Genomic DNA, 18,379 nt, shown 5'->3' on the forward strand with positions numbered 1-18,379 from the left:
GCCAAATGGAAATTTTGGAATGGGGTGGCACGATTGACCAAGAAACGCGTCTATTCGACCCCGTGAAGATGGAAACACGTTCAATGCGTTCAAAAGAAGAAGCGAACGACTATCGCTACTTCCCAGACCCTGATTTGTTGCCTGTGATTATTTCTGATGCGCAAATTGAAACAGCTCGTGCTGCATTGCCTGAGCTTCCTGCGGCACGTCGTGAGCGTTTCGTCGCGGACTTTGGTGTCACTGAGTACGATGCGCATGTGTTGACGCTGACCCGTGAAATGTCTGACTTTTATGAAGTGGTTGTGGCTGCTGCTGGCGGCGCGGCTCAAGGTAAAGTGTCTGCAAACTGGGTCATGGGCGAGTTCTCTGGTGCTTTAAATAAAGCGGGCTTAGAACTCACAGACTCTCCTGTTTCGGCTGAAAAACTGGGCGGCATGGTTGCACGTATCGTGGATAACACCATTAGTGGCAAGATTGCGAAGCAAGTGTTCGGCTTTATGTGGGATGAAGGCAAAACTGCTGACGAAATTATTGCGGAAAAAGGCTTGAAGCAGGAAACTGATACAGGTGCGATTGAAGCGATTATTAAAGACGTACTTGCTGCCAACGAGAAGATGGTTGAAGAGTTTAAATCTGGTAAAGAGAAAGCTTTCAATGGTCTTGTGGGTCAAGTGATGAAAGCATCTAAGGGTAAAGCTAACCCTGCTCAAGTGAATGAGTTGATGAAGAAATTGATTGGTTGATCTGATCTGTTTTTGAAAAAGAAACCCGTCTTAGGACGGGTTTTCTTTATTTGTTATATAGTTGAGTTTTTTGTTCAAAACATCATCTAGAAATAAATTAGGATGCCAAGTGTCTTTATTGTTCTTGAATACATCTCTTTCAAACAAAATACTAGTTAATAATCCTGATAGTGGATCTGCCATCCCAACCAAGGTTGTTGTAACAAATTTAATAGCATCCCAATGTATTTTATTAAAAACATTTTGTCTCTTAATAACATTATAAAATATTTCATTATCTGACCTAGATGGATCTAAGAACCAATCTCTAAACCTTTGAGTATTTAAATCTTCCCGTATCTCTAAAACTTGTTTCACCCTTAACACACCCAATTTATGCAATTGATAGATATCTGGTATCCCCTTACCCTCAACAATAGAATCAAAAAGTTCCAATTTTGATTCCTTTTTATCTACAAACAGTGAGGTAATAGCATTTTTATGTAAATATGACTTAGCAAAAGCATCAAGAAGATGTGTACTTACATCAAAACGATTTCTTTGTCGAAAACTATTGAAGATTTCATAGACTCTTAAAATATATAAAGTTTCTTGATAGTCTAAATTTTTAATATTTTTTTGTTCTACTTGATTAATGACTTTTATGGTTGAGTCATAAAAATTTTCACTCACATCTTCTAAGCTTATATAGGCATCTTGAAATGTATTAATAATTTCACTCTTAGATGAATGCTCAAGTCCTTGATCTTCAAAATTTATGTCTAACCAATCTAATTTTCGTATGTAGCAAGTAGGCTCAACTTCATACCAAGGCATTAAAAGTATATGTCTTTTACTGCGATGAACAGTAACACTTGGCTCATATTTATCATAAAAAATCTTTACAGCATCACTTTTGAGAAGCACTAAACCTTCCTCCCAACCTATAATTTCTATTAATTTCATAAAGTCTTTATCCGAAAGATAAATTTTTTTATAAAGAATTAAAGAAATAAAAAGCTTTTGCAAAGCGTTATCAATAAGAATTTTATAATCTCTTTTGTTTACATATCCTAAATATCTAAAAGAGTTTATATCTTGCTCTTTATCACCTATTACAGACAACACACCAACTTGAGTAGGAAAATTAGATAAAATTATTTCATTATAATTCATTGATTTTATTTAACTCTTTAAGTTTTAAATATAAATGGTATTAAATATATTTCATTTTTTGATCAAGAAATAGTTTTATTAAAAATTCCTTACTATCGCACTCGAAGGTTTAGCACACATCCAACTTTCAAAGTCTTTTTATACGTGACTGCTAAATTACTACACCCCTAGCCCTCTCTCATTGGGAGAAGGAGCATTAATAGAGAGATAAAACTACCTAGCTAACTCCTCAAAACCCACTACACTAAACATATTCTATTTTTAAAAATTAACCACTTGCAAAAAATCAAAGGACAAAAATGAAAACAGTCATCCTTACACTTTCTACCCTTGCCTTTCTCAGCACCACTACCTTTGCAGAAACCAAACCCAATGTTCCTACAAAAGAAGCCAGTCAAATCTTTAAAGCCGCTGGCTTTTCAAAAACAAAACATGGCTGGAAAGGTAGCTGCGACACAGGTGAAATCACCACATACAAAGACCTCAATGGTGACGGTTTAAAAGACGCTGTCATTTCAGACTACAGCACCATGTGCTATGGCAACACAGGTGTCGGCTACCATATCGTTGCTCAGCAAAAAACTGGAGATTGGAAACTCATTTTTGAAAACATGGGCATTCCTACTTTTCTAAAAACCAAAGGAAAAGACGGCTGGCCAGATATTGAAAATGGTGGCCCCGGATTTTGTTTTGCAGTTTACCGCTGGAATGGTCAAAAATATGCTGTCAACCGTTATGAATATAATGGCAAAGCCTGCACATTAAACTATTAAAATGTCAGCATAGTAAATTTCATATCAACGAATATGTAGACTGATTGATTTAACACGCTTTTACAGACAGTGATAACGCCTCAATTGATTGAGGCTTTTTTATAAAAATGACTTCAGTTATACGACTAAAGAGCACTGAATGACTTAAAAATGACATCTGAACTGTGTTAATTTAGATCAAAATTGAACATAAATATGCACAAACAATAAAGAGGGTTTAAAGATGTCCAAACAAATTTTAATGCTCGTAGGTGACTATGCTGAAGACTATGAAACCATGGTGCCTTTTCAATTTTTAACAGGTCTCGGTTATACCGTACATGCGGTCTGCCCCGAAAAAAATGAAGGTGAAAGCATCGCCACAGCTATTCATGACTTTGAAGGCGAGCAAACCTATAGTGAAAAACGCGGTCATAACTTTGCCATCAACTACAACTTTGAAGCGGTACACACTGCGGACTATGTCGGTTTAGTCATTCCCGGTGGTCGCGCGCCCGAATACTTACGTATGAATGAACGTATCCTTGAAATCGTACGTGAGTTTGATACTGCAGAAAAACCAATTGCAGCGGTTTGTCATGGTGCACAAATTCTTGCAGCAGCCGATGTACTCAAAGGCCGTACTTGTTCAGCCTACCCTGCGTGCGCAGCCGAGGTGAAACTAGCAGGCGGGACTTATGCAGATATTGAAGTGACGGAAGCTGTAACCGATGGGCACTTGATCACAGCACCTGCTTGGCCTGCACACCCTGCTTGGATGGCGCAGTTTATTCAAGCTTTAGGGGCGACTGTGACGATTTAATTGTCTTGTTCTTCAAATGAATATTTTATGATATGCCCTATCATCTTTTTAGATTCAAAAATAAAAAAGCTCCTTCGATTCAAGGAGCTTTTTTAAGCGCTGTTCTTTTTAAATGACTACAAACCTTCGAGTTGGGCATCACATCCCGCCCATTCATTTACATAATTTAAAGATCTAAGTGGTTTTAGTTCAACCCTTTTACCAGTGGACATGATTTCATTGATTGCCAAAGAACACTGCATTCCGCCAGCGCTATCCAATAACTCATAATTTTTATTTGTTGCAAATTTATAAACCGCATTAACGCTACAACCACGCAACTCTACGCCATTGTGGTAACTTTTATATGCACTAATTGCTAAAAAACGTTCAGCAGGTACTTTAAACTCAGCAAAATTAATTTCAGCCGGCGGAAAAGGCATGTCTAATAATTTTTGTTTATACTTAATCTGACTGCTTTGCATTTGTTCTTTAAATGATCCCATACTTTCTACTTCGGGTAACATTTGGAAGTTTGGCTGCATTGAAGTCATACACCCATTTGGGTATAAACGTACGCCAAAGTTATTTTTATTTTCAATCCGAAGCTTTGCTGTGTGCTCAGCATTAGAGTCTTGATATAACTTGAGACCTAACATTTTTTTCGATTGATTCACCATTCCTGCACTACAACCAACTAATCCCAAGACTAAAAAGCCAATCACTATTTTTTTCATCTATTGTAAAAATCAATTAAAAATTCACATCAAATACTAGCAAATATAATTAGTTACACAACTTATAATTCTATTTATAAATGATATTTTGATCTTCCGGATAAAAAGCCTCTTTGGAGAGAGGCTTTATGATTCTTAGATTAGCATTTAACTACAACTATCTCGTGACACCCAACTTATTCCAAATTTCTGGGGTTAAAAAAGTCGTGACCAATTTATTCAAATCCACATAGCGCAGCACACCTTGTAACTGCCCTTTCACTTCAGGATTCTTTAAAATTTCCTCACCCGTAATCTGTCCAAGTTCCTGAAAGCTATCTCCAACCGCTTGTATGCCTTCAGCTTGAATCACAGCTTTGGTCTGGGCTGAACATTGCTCCACCAAAATGCGTTGTAAAACCTGGGCGAGGTTTTTATCTAGCTGTGTACGCTGTGCATCGGTGACATTGCTATACACTTTCAAATCTGGATGTGCCGCCAATGCCGCAAACGTCCACTGTAACACGGTGGTTTTATCTGTTGCTGTCGTTGACTTCACCAAACAATTACTCAGCTGGTCGACTGTGGTACTGGCTGTTGCAACTTGGACTGAACCACACAATGCTGCTGCCATAACAGCATGACGAAAAATAGCAGAAGACCGACCACGCAATATGCTTAAAACAGGCTGTGACATAAACTCAACTCCAATCAACAATTGCATTCTTTGTATCACAAAGCCCGTCAATCAGCCTGTTATGGAACTGTAAAATTACCGTGTAATTGAAGTAAAAAGATAAAGTCGCTTCATTCAAGTGATTTCTATATTCAACTTAGCAGATTCAAACGCATCGAACTGTGGATGAATGGTCGGGCATGCGTTCCAAAACCAATAGAAGTAACCTTTGGGATCAAGCAGAGTATGCATCTGTATCATAGATTGACCGCTTTCGGCTTTCCAACACGCTAAAGCAGCATTACGGTTATTATGTAAATCGACAAATTCAGGGGCGACTTGCTTCGGCATTTCAGGAATATAAAGCGCGTCGCCATGTTCCACCCACAAATCAGCCAAGTAAATTTTTCGATCTTTAGGAAAATAGCGTCCTACTGAAATCACCAACGGTAATTGATTGGGGTCGGTCGAAGCAAACACATGCGGAAAATCATGATGTTCCAAGTCTGTGATGACAAAAGGATATAAGGTTTTCTCGGTCAAATTAGCCTGAGATGAATCGTAAGGAAAAAAGTGACCTGCCATCATGCCATAACGATATTCAATTTGAGATAGCATCTGCTCTGTTGCTATAACGGCAATCGCTTGTCCTGCTTTGACTAAAGTCATACCAAATGCAGCGGCCGTTTCAGGCGTGGCTTTGAGTGGCATAAACTCAAAAGTGTTTCCTGCGAACGCAAGCTGAGTTTGTTCCCCCCAATCGGTTTGGATCGTTTCAATCTCTTCAGGCACAGCATATACATGCCCCATACTCATACTCATACTGGCATTGGTCGATGATGCAGAAATGAGTTCAATAGCATCTGACAGATCAGCTAAAAACTCAGGAGTCCCACCATTATTGTAAAAATATGGTTGAGCAGAAATATCAACGTCTATTTCTTGCAAAGTCTGATCTAACAAAGGCGCAGTAAAATAGGTGGCTGGGTTTGTGACATGACTCATGATCGAGTTCCTTTGGTTTAGATGCCCACATGAAGTCCTGTCAAAAACAGCCGAAAATATTACTTCATTTGTTTGAGCATATTTTTAGCACCTGTATGGTTATGGTTTTTGGCTAAGTTCTGTAACACGTACTTTGCCTGCCCTTTAGGGTTAGAAAAACGACTGCTATAACTTGGGATGCTGGTTAAACAACGTGCAACTAATATGCCTGATTCGGTATAAACATTTGAGGCATCTGAACCTGGTAAACGCCCATAGTTATATGCGCGTTGGGCATTATTGCAAGCAGTGACTTGGTTGCGACCACTGTTAATATCACGGCGAGCTGCCACATACAGTTTGGTCTGTTGCTGTTGTGGTGTTTCTACAGCTTTGCTGACCTTAGGTTGTTCTTCGACTTTAGTTTCCTTTTTGCTCTCCACTTCTTTTTTCGGCTCTTCTTTTTTCGCCTCTGACTTTGTCTGCGGAGCTTTGATCACCGTTTTCTTCGTTAGAGTACTAGGTGTGGTATTTCTTGGTGCTTGTCCGTGTTCAGCCAAGACTTTAGTTTGTAGATTCACCACACGAGTATCATTGGAACTTGGTAGCTTACGTTCAGACAAAGCCTCTATGCTGACTTGCCACTGTTCACCATTTTTAAGCTGACAACGAAAAGTACCCGTTCCCTGTTTTAAACTGTTATAAGTGCGAAGTAACTTTTTCGCCCACGGATCTTTCACTAAGCTAAAACTACTTTTTTGTGTCTGAGTAAAACGTCCACCATGGGCTTGGCAATACTGACTGAACATGGTTCGTGGATAGAGCACCTCAATGTCTTTTTCATTTTGTACACCCACTTTGTGATACACATATTCTTTGCTACTTTTGTCAGTATCATTAATTTTTCGTTCTACAATGAGTTCTTGTGGTGATGCAATATTTGTAAACGGTTCTTGTGCTATATTTCCCAGACTAGTACAGCCCTGTAACACACTCCCCAAAACCCCAAATACCCATAAAATTTTATAATTCACTACGACTTTACTCTTAAACACCCGCATAAAAACATTAGCGGAAAGATCATAAAATAACAAACTCAAACTACTGTTTTTATTATTTATTTTAGCTTGATGAATACATCAAAATGATGTGTTTTATGATAAATTCAACACCATTTAATCAATTTAGTTTGAACCATACAACACAAGTTATAGACAAAACGATGCTTGAGCAAATAAAAAAACCTGCCCTAGAGGCAGGTTTAAAAACAATGGATTTATTCGTCAAGTGTCGACTCAAAAGCTTTCAAACGCTTATAAATCGAAAGTAGCTCAATAATGGTTTTCCATGACATGATGAGATATTGAAATGATTCACGAACTTTATCAAATACATTACCAATTTGATTGATTAAACCAAGAGTCATTTTCCCGGCTGCAATCGCAGGAAATAGCACAACAAGACTATATAAAATGTCCAATTGTTTATACCAAGTTGCCACTAAGTTGAAATAAGCATAGTGAAAATACAAACGGAAATAGTTTTTACGTACCCGACTAAACAGTTCAGTCAATGTCGCGGGTTGAGCACGATCTGCATGATCTTCCCCATAAACCAATTCTTTACGATACGCAGCTTCAACTTTTTGGTTATTAAACTCTAAACCTGGTAGTTTGTTTCCCACCACCATTAACAGAACTGTACCAAAAATAGCCCAAATAATGGCCGCCCACACTAAAGAATGCTTTACTTCACCAACGACGGGTAGCTCTGGTACATGTTTCGATAACTCGAACAAAATTGGAAGAAAAGCCACCAATACCATTACTGCTTTGATCAACTCTACGCCCAAATCTTCCATAATCGTGGCAAAACGCATGGTGTCTTCTTGTACACGTTGTGATGCCCCCTCGATATGACGCAATTTTTCCCAACGCTCGGTGTAATATTCATTCATCGCTGTACGCCACCGGAACACATAGTGACTGGTAAAAAAGGCATTGATAACCGCGAAAGTCACTGCAATCATGGCAATATACAAGAAAGTCAAAGTCCCCATATAGAGTTCTTTGATATTCCCTCCTTTACCCAGCATGCCTTGAATCGTATCCCAAAAAGGACCGTACCAAGCATTGATTGCAACACTCACTTGTACACCAAACCAAATGTTAAACAGAATAAATGCAGAACCCCAGATCGACCATCTTTGCCACTTATTGTCTGAAAAAAAACGCCAGAACGAGGCAAAGAGTGCTGTTGCTATAAAAAACCATAGGTAAAACCAAAGAAAGGAAGACGACCAAAAACGGCTTACACCAATAGGCAGTTCAGCGGTTGCATATCCTTGTGGCCATCCTATAGCACTTCCCCATGTGTTGCCTCCCGTATACCACAGTACGACATTGATCACAGACCACAGTAATACTGAAAGGAAGAACCATTTAGGGCTTGGGAAAAATGACTTAAACATGAACGATGTATATCCCTTTTATTTTTAAGGTATGCAATCCCTGCATACTAATCCTTATTTCTTAATTTAGTACAATCGCATTACAGCAAGTTTGTACACTTTACTTATCCTGATTTGGTTATACGTTATTTTATTTAGATACAAATCTACAAGTCCTCATCTAGATATTTTTATAACCCCAAAGTCAAAACCCAGTTAAATCAAATAAGATCAATAATTTAAACGCAAATATCTGAGCATTCTTTGCACTTAGATATTTTTTGTCTGCTGTAGGTTTCTTTGGCCCTAAAGTGAAAGTCATTCTTTAGATTTAAAATTTCTATGTATATAAAAATGCGCCAAGCTTATCTTTCGATTACTTTTTGATTTAATGGATAAAAGATCATTTTTACACACATAAAAATTACTTCATGTTAGTATCGAGACATTAAAAAAAATTGTTGGGTCTGTTCCATGGAAACACTAGTACTTGAACTGATAAAACCACTAACACTTACAAAAGAAGACTTTCCGCCCATTAACTTTGAAGAAGGCACCATTTTAAAAGTCATCATGAAAACCCCAACGGGTTACCTTGTGACAGCGGATTCACGTTTTAATTTTACTGTCTCTTATGATGATGAAAATCAAATCTGGCAGAAGCTCTAGTTTAAGCCTCTTCTCTTAGAAAAATAAAATTTACTCAAGCAGATAAAAATAAACATTCATCTTTTTTATAGATTTAAAAACTGATTGTTTTTATTAAAATTTGGGTTCTTCATACCCTATCAGCACATGAATAGCGTGCTGATAGTTTTCTACACTTATTGATTTTATGATTATTTTTTCCACCAAATCCAAATTTGCACAGCGATCATAATAATAATTGCAATACCGACAAAATAAGGATGTGGTACTTTCCAAAGCATAAGTCCAGCAGCAAGACTCATACTCAACAAAGAAAGTATTTTCGCTTTTGTCGGTAAGGTTTTATGTTCTTTCCATTGTTGTAAAATGGGACCAATAACCCGATTCTGTACAATCCAACGATGTAAACGCGCCGAACCTTTAGCGGCAAAAATAGTGGCTAAAAAATAAAAATCAAAAGTAGGTAAACCAGGAATAATGATTCCTAATGTGCCTATAGCCAAACAGACCCAAGCAAGCCCAATACACACCCAACGTACCCAAATTGATTTTGCAAGATTTGAATCTGAGTCATCCTTAGGTTTGGATATTGAACTTAACTCGGTATTTTGCATGTCTGCCTCTTACTTCAATTGTTCTAAGTCTGCTAACAATTGACCAAAGCGAGAAAAGCCTTGCATCGCGCCCTCAATAACCTGATCTTGCTGCTCTTGACTGAAGTTGGCATCATCCATAGCCTGCTTAAAACGTTTCCAGACCACAGCACGCCCCTCTGGATAAGCAGCTAAATTACGCGCAGCAAAGTCAGCGCTAAAACCAAACTGGCTCTGCGCAGCTTTAAATAAAAATGCTGCACCTAAAGTCGAACCTTCAGACACATAGATCCAGCCCAAAGCTTGAGGAAAGCTGACATGATCTGTTGCAATGCTACTGGATTGAGGTGCTAACCCTAGATCTTTTAAGTCCAACAGCGCAGCATCTGAACGACCACGCACATCTAAGTCTGGGATAATACGTACCACTTCAGGATGTGCATATAAGTGTTCAACATCTTTCTGGAAATAATATTGAGATAAAGTAAAGCGCGCATAGTTACTTTGGTTTTCAAAGACTTTTGCTTGTGCCATTAACTGTTCCATTCGATCATGTTCTGTCGAAGTTTCCGTTTTTAGACGCTGTGACAGACTTGTTTCTAGCTGCTGGTTCATACTGGTGGTCACGTTTAAATCCTATGGTTCCTGTTTGTACTGATTTCCACGTTTGTTCTTTTCAGAATTTCCCAACAACTCGAATCACGCTTTCGGATCTCTTGAGATTGATGATTTTTCTAAACTGTAAAACTGGACTTATACATATAGACGAACAAAAAGTTCAAAATACGCAAAAATAATTTAACTTTCTTCTCTGTACTGAAAAATCGTCTTTTTTACTTTACGCACTATTGCATTTGGACACATCATAAATGATAATCAATATCATTTAAACCCTTGGGGAAGTATTATGTCTCCTTCCACCTCTTCCAAAGCACAGCAACAGTTAATTGGTGAACTTTATCTTCAGCACCATGACTGGTTAATTCAATGGCTCAGATATCGCATTCGACATCCCTTTAATGCTGCCGATATTGTGCAAGATACTTTTGTGCGTTTAATCCAAGCCAAACATAAGTTGGCTTCGATCCAAGAACCCAAAGCCTATCTCATCAATATTGCAAAACACGTTTTGATTGATCAGCATCGACGTAATGTAATTGAAACCAATTACTTAAAAAATCTCTACGATGAAGCTCAATTAGGACAAGAGCTAATTCAAGACAACACTATTGAAAACACCATACAAATTCTGGATTTTCTATCGGTTGCCTTAGGTAAAACCACCGCTAAAGTGCGCCAGTCCTTTATTCTTTATTATATTGAAGGCTATAGCCAAACTGAGATTGCTGAATTAACAGGAAAATCACTACGTAGCATACAAGGCTATTTAGCCGATGGACTCAGTCTCTGTTATGAGCTACGCCATAAAATGCACGCAGAATGCGAAGAATGAAAGACGCTCGGCATATTCGTAAAGAAATTGCCCTTTGGGTGATTCGACTCAACTGTGACAACCCAACTGAGCGTGCACAAGTTCAGCAAGAGTTTCAGGCTTGGCAAAGAAATCATCCGCAATATCTGCCCTATTTTGAAGAATTTCGAGACTTTGATCTTGAAATGCAGAACCTATCACGCCAGCAAAACCTACATGGTGAAACTGTAGAACAAACCTTTCAAGCCATTGAGCATGAACAACAAAAAGTTATCTCATTGTTTAATCAGGCTGTTTTCTCACTGATGGCCATCAGTTGTCTTGGTTATTTGAGTTTTACTTATATTCCCTTTTCTTATTATTTTGCAGACTATAAAACTGCAACCAGTGAAGTGAAGAATATTGTACTCGATGATGGCTCAATGCTGAGCCTCGCGCCTAAATCAGCCATAAAAGTGGATTACACCACTGGGCAAAGACGAATCGAATTGATCCAAGGTGATATCTATATTGATGTCGCTAAGAACCCTGCTCGGCCTTTTATCGTCCATACAAAACAAGCTGACTATCAAGCACTTGGTACACGTTTTATTGTCAACCAATATACCGATACAAGTGCACTGAATATGTTGCATTCACGTGTTCAAGCCCGTGCTAATCTGACTGCTCAGGCTAAGCCTTTAATTGTTTCAGAAGGCCAACGGATACAAGTTGACGCTCATGGCCTTGGAAAAATTGAAGTCTTTGATACACAAATGTTCAAAACTTCATGGCAAATGCAACAAATTCAGGCCAATGAACTGGCTTTACCTGACCTTCTCAATCGCTTAAATGCTTACCATAGTGGCTACATGATTTTTAATGAAAAAGAACTCAGCCAAATTAAAGTGACGGGGATTATTAACCCTCAACAAGACTTGCTTGGAACACTGCAATTGATCCAGTTACAGTACCCTCAGCTTGAGTTTTTTCAAATCGGAAACTATGTGACCTACGTCAAAATGAAAGCCTCTTAATTTAAAATTTGTACTCAAACTTTAAGCTTAAACTTTGCTTATCATTGCTATATAACCAGTCTACATTGCTTTTATTTTGGTTATAGTTGTAGGTTAAATTGGGGGTCAGGCCATATAGTGTGAATTTCGGCATTTGCAGTACCGCTGTATAATTCTGTTCAAAATCATGACGTCGGGTATCAAAACCAAAACCGTTGACATATTGATCGTACTGTCTCCAACGTAAAGAGCTAAACACAGTCAAGTTGATTCCATCTAGGATCGGTTTACTCAACCCAAAGCGAACACCTTGTTGTTCATAAGCTGCAAAATACTGCTCCTCAGTATTGTGATCGACATAGTCTAATCCTGAAAACAACGTCCACTGCTGTGGTAGAACTTTCCAAAAGGTCACAAATATCGACTTTTCAATGCCACTCTGTTTTTCATATAAAATATGATCGACATCTTCAATTTCTGCTTCCAGTTTTAAGGCTTTATCCTGCCCGATAAAACGCATCCACTCTGCCCGCATACCATAAGCATTTGACAAAGTATCATTAGCATAGCGCCGATGTTCAAACACAGGTGCAACTAAAATTTGATTACGTGGGTTTTGAAAACTATAGCCCGCATTAAAATTGAGCGTGGTTTCATTATAGTCACTTTGCTTTTGATAACTTTTTCCATAACCCAGCGCCTTGAATGCAAATCCATGCTGTCCTACAAATGACCAGCGTTTACTGATGACTGTTTCATAGTCGAATGCACTTGCATCAATCGGATCTGGAGTACCTTGCTTTAAGTCCCGAATAATATATTCACCATTTGCATCCACCCCGACAATGGTGGGTACCAGTGTATAACGCTCGGAAGAATTATTAATATTGGTTGCATGACGTATCCCCAAAGCTACATTGCCTTGCCATGTATCGCGTTGATTCAAAGTTTTTAAATACATGTCGATGCTGTGATTAATATTGTGACTAATTTGATCATTCGCACCGACTAAATGCTGCTTCACCTGTTCAAACAACTGTTTAGCTTCTTTATTTTTTTGTTGTTCTGTCCATAATCTTGCCAATTCCAAACGAATCATCATATTCTCAGGCTGCAATTCTAAGGCCTGCTGAAATAGGTGCTCAGCTTGTTGCGCCTGACCTTGTACTCTTGCCAGTGAGGCTTGCGCAAAATAAGCCAAAGACAGGTCATGATCTTTAAAATTTAAATAGCGATTTAAATAAATCTGAGCAGCCTGCCACTGTTTTTGCATGACTGCAATGTATAAAGCACGTCCAACCTCCTCCACATTTGGCTGAACTTGGACGGCCTCCCCATCAATCACCATCGTCGGCAATGGATGAGAATCTATGTTTTGTTGCTGTTTGAACTGTTGTTCTATTTGTAATTGCTGTTGTTGTAATTCTTGGTTCAAACGCAACTGAGTGTCGTCATCTGCTGCATATATATGTTGTTGACTTAAAAAGAATATGCCAATTAACCATTTTTTTTTCATTACTCACACTCAAAAGATAAAACATAGAAATATGAAAGACCTACCGAAGTAAGTCTTTCACGCCTTTCAATTAGGGAGTATATGAAGTCTGAACACCACCAAAGGCCGTATCTAAATTACGGTCATCAAACTGGGCAATACCTGCTAAAGAACCAGTATTTGTCGCTTGGTTACCAAAGAAGTGACCCGATGCATCACCTGCGATTGAACCATTTGCAGTGGCAGTTCCATAGAAGCTTGCTGAACTTGCATCAATATCAGCATTCACTTGTAGACTACTTACCGTTCCTGTACCTGTTAATTGACCCGTCAAAGTTGCATTATTGAAGTTTGCTGTAAAGGTATTGGCACCTGTGGCAGTCAAGTTGTTTCCATTGTTAATGCCACTCACGCTATAGGTTGCAGTACCTGCATTCGGTACTGACGCGCCAGTATTATTGCCAATATAGAAAACTGTACGGGTTGCAGCATCAGCAGCACCTGTATAGTTTCCAGCACTGTCTTTCACCTCTTTGGCCCATTCGCCAAACCAAACATCATTGCTTGCAGCGGGGCTTACATTCTTGAACTTCCAAACACCGAGACCTGTATGTGGAAATGGAATACTGGCCAAATCAATCCCTGCAGCCAACCCATAGATGCCTGTTGCAGGATCATAAGTACCACCATAATTGGGATTATTAATAAAGCTAACCAGATGATCTTCAAATGATGCTTTTAAGTTCAATAACTGACCTTGGACACCCCCTGCTGCTGTGCCAGAAAGGTTATACGCTGAGCCCAATAACAAATTGGTCGTGTCCGATTGACCATAAACCAAGGCTGCTTGTGCAGAACCCATTACGCCCAATGAAGCAATCATTGCCAGTGTAAGTTGCTTAAATTTCATTTGTTCATTTCCTTTTATTTAGAATTTAAGATCATCAATAATTAAATGATAATCTTAATGATTATTATTTACATATTTGGATTGTATTTATGCTTGATTCAATTCTCTAGATGTGAAGCATAAAAAAGATCGGGCTATGTAAATTGTCAATTAAACTGTACGAATACAGTTTTGTTATTTTCCATACATCCACATGTGAATACATGGACTCTCTACTGAAGGTTCAGCCTATATAGAGTGCCCAACCTTCGGTATTACTTTGAATATTCCAAAACATTTAGCTTTAGAATATTCATATATTAATCAAGGTAATAACCTTCTATTTCAAGTTAAAACTTATAGCTCAATGCCAATTTAAAGGCACGACCTGGAGCCGCAACCGCAGAACGGGTTAAAGGATCTAAGTAGTATTGATTGGTTAAGTTGGTACCAATTAGATCCAGACCTAAATGCTCACTGTGTTGGTAGTGTGCATAGGCATCGACGGTTAGCGTGTCATCCCATTGCAGAGGTGCGTTAAACCAAGCCACCAATTCAGTTCCAATATAAGGATGGTCATAGCCTTCAAAATAATTCAGACGTGTGCCTAGCTCTAATTTGTTATCCAATAACCGTGTGCCGAGGGTTAGGTTCGCTTGGTATTCTGGTAAGGCCATATTGACCAAATAACCTGTTGGGAAACCATAATTGATACAGGTTTTTGCTACACCCGACATAGTCATGGCGTCTAGACTGGCAAGCAGACCTGAACTTTCATCGCAGACTTCATTTTTTGAGTTATAAACCAAGGATATATCGGTAAAGTATTTACCATTGTCAAAACGCCCTGAAAACTCATAACCTTCGACTGTCTGTTTATCAATATTGCTAAATTTCAGTTGGTTATTACGTTCAATTACATCTTCTGTTTTATTATGAAAATATGCCAGTTTGATGTCTGCATGCCCTTTTTGTAAGTTAAACAAATCCTTCATGTTATATACATAAGCCAGTTCAAAGTTGTGCGCATGCTCGGGTTTTAGATCATAACCTGACTGTGATGCCGAAAACCCTAAAGTCGTTTCAAACATGCTCGGCATGCGATAGGCTTCAGTATAGTTAATATAAAAACGGTTGTTCGGATTCAATGTAATGGCTGCCGAAACAGCAGGTGCCCAATTTTTATGGTCTTTTTTCTTTTTCACCACAGTTGAGTTAGTCTCTGTGACTTCAGAAGAACTGACATCAGGCTGACCATTGGTATTGAGCGCCAAGTCTTTTTGACTTAAGTCGACTGTTCCATTTAAGAATGGATTGTTCTCTGCATGAAACTTGCCATCTGCGTCGGCATACCAGTAATGTACCCCTTTAAATTGGTAGGCTTTTCCAATGGCACGTTTGGCACGGTTGCGTAGCGCAAGATTAACGCCCCCCCAATCATAAGCAAAAGCTCCATTTTGATCCATTTCATCAAACATTTCTTGGGTATAGACATCGACGTTTTCCGTATAAGACAGTTTCTGCCCAATGGTCCGTGTGGTTTCCGATAAACCCGCAATGCTGTCTTTATTGCCATTTAAAAAGTCATCAAAAGAACTATACGAAACCGAGCGGGCGCCTGCCGTTAAGTTCAGCCATGACGTCGCCTGCCAATCAAAGTTAAACCAATATTGATTTTCTGAACGATGCCCTGCTCGTGGCAACATACGAAAAGCAGAGGTGCCCTGACTATCGTTGATATATTCATCTTTGGTGGTCAGTTTTTCACGCGTTAAATCCGCTCCAACAGTTAAACTTAAGGCATCCATAAAGTTAAACTTGTTGCTGAGACTCACGCCCTTATGAGTGGTTTTGGCATCGGTAAATGCGGTGTCAAGAATGGTAAAACCATCACCTGGACTTCTATCTCGAACACCATCTCCATCACGGTCAACATTGGCTTCCCAAACATAGTCCCGTTTTGAAATCCAGTTCACGAAACCACCTGCTGAATAGGTTTGTGATTCTGTATCGGTCTGAAATAAGTTTGCACTGAAATCAAGCCAACGGCTATTTTCAGGGTTAAATCTATATTTTAAACTATAAGCTTTCGTACTTACTTCGCTGACAGGCCACTGTGGAACATTGTCCTGCGTCTGCCACATAATTCGCGAAGGCATAATTTCGCCATAAATGGTGTTGGTATCTCGATAGGTCAGTTGTAGCGCATGATCATCGTTTGGTCGCCAGTTCCCCTTTAACAGCCAAGATTCCATACGATTAGAAGTATTGGTGACCTCATTGCCTGGTTGCCAGACCGTTGCCATATAAGGTACCAGCCCTGTATTGTAATCAATGTTGCTACGGTCGCCCTGCTTAAAAAAGTCACTATTATGCTTTCCTGCAAAGTAGTTGCCACGGTCTCGATAGGCATAAGCTGCAAGCAAATCAAATTGATCTTGTTTGGTCGCCACCGCAATACGCAGTGCCTGATCTTCTAAATGTGTGAGTTTATTGTCACTGCTGGTTTTTGGAGTCACTTGACCCAATGGGTCTTCACCATTATAGCTACCGAGCTTATCCCAACCTTTAGATTCTGCGACATCCCGATAATCTTGCCCATGATAAGAATGCATTTTTTGGGCTTTGGTGGTATTCGTCGCGCCTTCTACTTTAATTTCAGCACCATAGCGCTGTCCTTCACGTACAACATCATCCGCTTCTAAAGTCTTAACCGATACCCCACCAGCAATGCCCGTTTTCACATCACGATCTAAAACTGAACCTTTCACTACTTGAATCGAGCTGAGCAAATTCGGATCAATATAACTGCGACTATTGGCACCGTTGTAGCCACGCCAGACCGTCATCGACTGTTCTGTTCCATCAATCGTGACGGGTACACGTCCCTGCCCTTGCATCCCACGGATATTCGGATCTAAAGCCCCACTATTACGAGCATCGCCACTATACACATTCGACATTCCTTTCAGTAAATCTGAAGGCGTCGTCCCTTTAAAACGCTCAATCGCATCTTTGCCTGCATAGACGGTCGAAATATTTTTATCATAGACATCATCATAGCCTTGCTCATCTCGTTCTTTTTCGCCACTAAAACTGAGGGCTTCGAGCTGTACATGAACAGAGTTTGGGTTTTCCACGTCGAGAGCCTGTGTACTTTGCGACTCAGGCAATGCTTGTGCAATGACCTTATTTTGTGCTGTATCTGACTTTGATGTAGTCGGAGCTTCTTTTAACAAATAACCTGTCGCATTTTTTTGCAAACTAAAAGGCGTATCTTTTAATAAATGCTGGAAAGCTTCGTCGGCTGTGTATTTTCCGTTTAAAGCAGGTGCTTGGAACAGATTGGTCTTTTTCGGGTCGAGTAACAAAGTCACATTGGCTTTCTGCGCAACCAAATTCAACGCACTGGTCAAATTACCCTGTGGAATGTGGTAATTCATTTCAGCAACTTGTGGTGCCGCTGAAACAGACTGCATAGCCAATGTCGATGAAATGGCTAGTGATATACAGAGACTTAAATATGTCACCTGCTGTTTAAATAGTTTTGATGAATGCCCCATGCCCCGACCCAAAATAAGTAAATGATAATCATTAACCAAGCAAGCGTATATAAATCCCTTGTTTGTATATCTAGAGACGAGTGGCGGATAAAAAACATGCAAAAAAAAATTAATTTAATTTTGCCCCAAAGGAAATAAGCAGAAAAAAATAACGGTTTCTTTCAATCCTAGTAAAAATAAAATAACAAGATTGTGATAGAAAATGAGGTCTTAAGTCTCATGTTCTATATCTGGAAACAGCATGAAATGTAGAATGCAAACGCTCTAGTTTGGGCATTTGTAGTTTTCGTCTTCATTTCACGATGTATAAATAGTCATGTATGGGAAACAAGGCATTTTGATTGGTCAAGTATGCCATCAAAAAAAGAAGCTTTGTCTCAAGCTTCTTAGCATCATGGCGTATCAAATATATACTGTACAATGCTCCCAGCCCATTCTGAAAAGAAATGTATGGCTATATTTCTCACAAAATATAAGTCCCAAAACA

The 18,379-nt window shown here is 39.1% G+C and carries 16 protein-coding genes and 1 pseudogene; 6 read left to right on the top strand and 11 right to left on the bottom strand.

Annotation, left to right across the window (positions count from 1 at the left end; all coding sequences use genetic code 11):
* Positions 1-743, top strand: a pseudogene (gatB, locus tag B4F08_RS15350) (Asp-tRNA(Asn)/Glu-tRNA(Gln) amidotransferase GatCAB subunit B); the annotation flags it as partial.
* A gap of 30 nt (positions 744-773) precedes the next feature.
* Here the strand turns inward: gatB and B4F08_RS15355 are convergent.
* Entirely contained in the window at positions 774-1,898 is a 1,125-nt protein-coding gene (locus B4F08_RS15355) for a hypothetical protein (protein WP_291375197.1), read from the bottom strand.
* Between the two features lie 299 nt (positions 1,899-2,197).
* On the opposite strand from B4F08_RS15355, the gene B4F08_RS15360 reads away from it, so the two are divergent.
* A complete protein-coding gene (locus B4F08_RS15360; protein WP_291375199.1) occupies positions 2,198-2,671 on the top strand; it encodes a hypothetical protein in 474 nt (157 codons plus the stop codon).
* Between the two features lie 223 nt (positions 2,672-2,894).
* Positions 2,895-3,473, top strand: coding sequence for a DJ-1/PfpI family protein (locus B4F08_RS15365; protein WP_291375201.1), 579 nt, complete (start codon positions 2,895-2,897; stop codon positions 3,471-3,473).
* 116 nt (positions 3,474-3,589) lie between these two features.
* Here the strand turns inward: B4F08_RS15365 and B4F08_RS15370 are convergent, their stop codons facing one another.
* The 5 genes from B4F08_RS15370 to sbmA form a co-directional block, all read right to left on the bottom strand.
* Positions 3,590-4,189, bottom strand: a complete 600-nt coding sequence (locus B4F08_RS15370) for a hypothetical protein (protein WP_291375202.1) — start codon at positions 4,187-4,189, stop codon at positions 3,590-3,592.
* 157 nt (positions 4,190-4,346) lie between these two features.
* The gene (locus B4F08_RS15375) at positions 4,347-4,865 is read right to left on the bottom strand and encodes a hypothetical protein (RefSeq protein ID WP_291375203.1); all 519 of its coding nucleotides are present in this window, start codon (positions 4,863-4,865) and stop codon (positions 4,347-4,349) included.
* Positions 4,866-4,979: 114 nt separating this feature from the next.
* Positions 4,980-5,849, bottom strand: coding sequence for a hypothetical protein (locus B4F08_RS15380; RefSeq protein WP_291375205.1), 870 nt, complete (start codon positions 5,847-5,849; stop codon positions 4,980-4,982).
* A gap of 59 nt (positions 5,850-5,908) precedes the next feature.
* Positions 5,909-6,964 (bottom strand): hypothetical protein, encoded by a 1,056-nt coding sequence (locus B4F08_RS15385; protein WP_291375214.1) that lies wholly within the window; start codon positions 6,962-6,964, stop codon positions 5,909-5,911.
* Positions 6,965-7,104: 140 nt separating this feature from the next.
* Positions 7,105-8,298 carry a peptide antibiotic transporter SbmA gene (sbmA, locus tag B4F08_RS15390; RefSeq protein ID WP_110974966.1) on the bottom strand — a complete coding sequence of 398 codons (1,194 nt, stop codon included), beginning with the start codon at positions 8,296-8,298 and terminating at the stop codon, positions 7,105-7,107.
* 453 nt (positions 8,299-8,751) lie between these two features.
* On the opposite strand from sbmA, the gene B4F08_RS15395 reads away from it, so the two are divergent.
* A complete protein-coding gene (locus tag B4F08_RS15395) occupies positions 8,752-8,946 on the top strand; it encodes a hypothetical protein (protein ID WP_086208620.1) in 195 nt (64 codons plus the stop codon).
* A gap of 170 nt (positions 8,947-9,116) precedes the next feature.
* Here the strand turns inward: B4F08_RS15395 and B4F08_RS15400 are convergent, their stop codons facing one another.
* Both B4F08_RS15400 and B4F08_RS15405 read right to left on the bottom strand, forming a co-directional pair.
* Positions 9,117-9,539, bottom strand: coding sequence for a YbaN family protein (locus tag B4F08_RS15400; RefSeq protein WP_119064250.1), 423 nt, complete (start codon positions 9,537-9,539; stop codon positions 9,117-9,119).
* Between the two features lie 9 nt (positions 9,540-9,548).
* Positions 9,549-10,145 carry a biliverdin-producing heme oxygenase gene (locus B4F08_RS15405; RefSeq protein ID WP_404814602.1) on the bottom strand — a complete coding sequence of 199 codons (597 nt, stop codon included), beginning with the start codon at positions 10,143-10,145 and terminating at the stop codon, positions 9,549-9,551.
* Between the two features lie 280 nt (positions 10,146-10,425).
* Between B4F08_RS15405 and B4F08_RS15410 the strand changes: the two genes are divergently transcribed.
* Positions 10,426-10,971: an RNA polymerase sigma factor gene (locus B4F08_RS15410; RefSeq protein WP_291375207.1), complete on the top strand. Its 546-nt coding sequence runs from the start codon at positions 10,426-10,428 to the stop codon at positions 10,969-10,971.
* Positions 10,968-11,966 (top strand): FecR family protein, encoded by a 999-nt coding sequence (locus B4F08_RS15415; protein WP_291375208.1) that lies wholly within the window; start codon positions 10,968-10,970, stop codon positions 11,964-11,966. The genes B4F08_RS15410 and B4F08_RS15415 overlap by 4 nt, the downstream gene beginning before the upstream one ends.
* Before the next feature lies 1 nt (position 11,967).
* Here B4F08_RS15415 and B4F08_RS15420 read toward each other — a convergent pair whose 3' ends face one another.
* The 3 genes from B4F08_RS15420 to B4F08_RS15430 form a co-directional block, all read right to left on the bottom strand.
* Positions 11,968-13,461 carry a porin family protein gene (locus B4F08_RS15420; RefSeq protein ID WP_291375209.1) on the bottom strand — a complete coding sequence of 498 codons (1,494 nt, stop codon included), beginning with the start codon at positions 13,459-13,461 and terminating at the stop codon, positions 11,968-11,970.
* Between the two features lie 70 nt (positions 13,462-13,531).
* A complete protein-coding gene (locus B4F08_RS15425) occupies positions 13,532-14,350 on the bottom strand; it encodes a Slam-dependent surface lipoprotein (RefSeq protein WP_086208624.1) in 819 nt (272 codons plus the stop codon).
* A 329-nt stretch (positions 14,351-14,679) separates the two neighbouring features.
* Positions 14,680-17,892 carry a TonB-dependent receptor domain-containing protein gene (locus B4F08_RS15430; protein WP_291375212.1) on the bottom strand — a complete coding sequence of 1,071 codons (3,213 nt, stop codon included), beginning with the start codon at positions 17,890-17,892 and terminating at the stop codon, positions 14,680-14,682.
* Positions 17,893-18,379 lie beyond the last annotated feature (487 nt).

It is taken from the genome of Acinetobacter sp. UBA6720, from assembly GCF_002454215.1.
Taxonomy (GTDB): Bacteria; Pseudomonadota; Gammaproteobacteria; order Pseudomonadales; family Moraxellaceae; genus Acinetobacter.